This window comes from Xanthomonas sp. LMG 12460, from assembly GCF_009192895.1.
In the GTDB taxonomy this organism is placed as follows: Bacteria; Pseudomonadota; Gammaproteobacteria; order Xanthomonadales; family Xanthomonadaceae; genus Xanthomonas_A; species Xanthomonas_A sontii.
The window spans coordinates 1-1,728 of sequence record NZ_NKUH01000150.1 but is presented as its reverse complement, the minus strand read 5'-3'; the positions used below and the strand labels follow the sequence as shown (position 1 = coordinate 1,728).

Here is a 1,728-nt window from a genome sequence, read left to right as displayed (position 1 = left end):
CATGCCACCGTCCGATTAACCCAGGAGGGACGGGACTGGGGTGTGCAATAAACCCCCGAGCATGCCGCGCCGCGGCCCTTCGGGTTGGGCCTGGCAGGCGCGCTGCCGGCGCCGCGCGGCTTGACCTGACGGCCAACGCCGGCAGCGCGCCTGCCAGACCCAACGCGGCATACTCGGGAATCGGTGACACGCCCTGAGCGGCGCCATCCGCGCCGTCCAGCATCAGCGCTGCAGCACCTGCAGCGCGGCGCTCACGTACACCAGCGGCGCATTCCAGTTGATCGCCACTTCGTTGGTGGCGTAGCTGCATTCCTTGTCCAGGTACGACAGCGCCGGCAGCGACGACGTGTAGGCGTGCTTGCACGCGTCGGCGTCCTGCTGCCCCGGCTGCGGACCGCCCACCAGCCATCCCGGCACCGGCGTGGCCACGCCGTCGGCGATGGAGATGCGATGGTGGATGTGCATCGGCGAGCGCGCGCCAATGCCGGTGACGAAGGACAGGCCCAGCGGATTGCGGCCGAGCACGTAGTCCAGCTGCGACTGCGCGGCCTGCAGGTATTCGGGCTTGTGCTGCAACTGGTAGGCCTGCAGCAGCATCATCGCCTGGTTCAGCGCGGTGGCGTTGCTGCCCCAGTGGAAGTCGGCGTCGCGCATGGTCACGCGCCAGGCCGAGCCCTGCCACACCTGCACCAGGTGATCGGCCAGGCCCTCGATCTCGTCGGCGATCCGCGCCTGATCGGCGCGCGGGGTCAACCGCGCACGGTGCTGCGCCAGCGACATCCACGCCAGCCCGCCGACCTGACGCCAGTCGGGCACGCTGGCCGGCACCTTGCGTGCCATCGCCGCCTCGTAGAACGCGTCGTCGGCGGTGGCCAGGTACAGCTCGGTGGCGGCCCAGGCGAACTCGTCGTCGAACTCGGTGTCGTCGTAGGCACCGGTGTGCACGTCGTCCGGCTGCCGGTAGGCCACGTCCGGATGCGCCTGCGCCCAGGCCCAGGCGCGCCGCGACGCCTCCAGCATGCGCTTGGAGATGCCGCCGAACTGCGCGTCGTACGGCGCGTAGATGCGGCTGGCCTGGGCCATCACCGCGGCGAAGTCGAGCGTGGCGGCGGTGCTCTTCTGCACCACGTAGCGCGGCGCGCGCGCCTGGTCCGGCATCTGCATGCCGGCGAAGTCCAGGTTGGTGAGCTTGTGGTACACGCCGCCGTCGTGCGGGTCCTGCATCGCCAGCAGCCACTGCAGGTTCCAGTCGACCTCGCGAAGGATGTCCGGCACGTCGCCGCCGCTGTCGGGAATGCCTTCCGGGTGCGTGCTGAAGTAGGTGGGGAACTGCTCGTAGGCGGCCAGCAGGGTATAGACGGTGATGCCGGAGCTGACCACGTACTTGTTGTAGTCGCCGGCGTCGTACCAGCCCTTGGGCGCGGCGATCACGGTGCCGGCCGGGCGCTCGGGCGAGGCCGCCGAGGCATGCACCAGCACGTGGTCGTCGGGATGGCCGGCAGCGCGCGCGTGGCGGCCGGCGTAGGTGCCGTCCAGCGCGGTGCTGGCGCGGTTGTAGTAGTAGGCCTTGAGCGCGGCGCGCGACAGCGCGTTGTAGGCGTCTTCGCCGATGGCGAAGCTGTCCGAGGGCGGCAGGCCGTCGACCTGCAGGCGGTAGCGCCCCGGCGTGCGCAACGCGGAGAAATCGGCGATGCGCACGGTCTGCTGCGCCGGCGGCCATGCCGCGGC

The 1,728-nt window shown here is 70.8% G+C and carries 1 protein-coding gene; it reads right to left on the bottom strand.

The genetic code is table 11. The annotated features are described in order from the left end of the window. Positions 1 to 222: 222 nt before the first annotated feature. The coding region (locus CEK66_RS20075) for a glycoside hydrolase family 9 protein (protein ID WP_152238058.1) at positions 223 to 1,728 on the bottom strand (1,506 nt) is incomplete at its 5' end.